This is a genomic window from Thermorhabdus hydrogeniformans (assembly GCF_049310025.1).
Taxonomy (GTDB): Bacteria; Bacillota; Thermosediminibacteria; order Thermosediminibacterales; family Tepidanaerobacteraceae; genus JBJYKD01.
In genome coordinates, this window is sequence record NZ_JBJYKD010000171.1 from 1 (window position 1) to 266 (window position 266).

The 266-nt window shown below is 39.5% G+C and carries 1 protein-coding gene; it reads right to left on the minus strand.

What is annotated here, in order from left to right; translation table 11 throughout:
• Positions 1 to 266: hypothetical protein (locus ACKX14_RS15975; RefSeq protein WP_422449391.1), on the minus strand; the 266-nt coding region annotated here is incomplete at both ends.

A 266-nucleotide genomic window follows, 5' to 3' on the forward strand; every position in this document is an offset into this window, starting at 1 on the left:
ATTTTCGGGAGTCTCATTGAGTGCAGCCATAAATTTACGCTCGGAGTCAAATGGAATCAGATCAATCCTGGGATATTTTTTTTCCAACTCCTCCTTATGTAAACCTGCTTTTCTTGCACCTACAATCAATGCACCTTCTGTAGGATCTCCAACGATTTCCCATTTACCATCTTCTTTCTCATTAAGCACAGCATCTGAACTAAGTACCCCTGTTTTTAGAAGCAATGATAATCCTTGATCTTTTGTAGGATCCAGCGCATCATTTT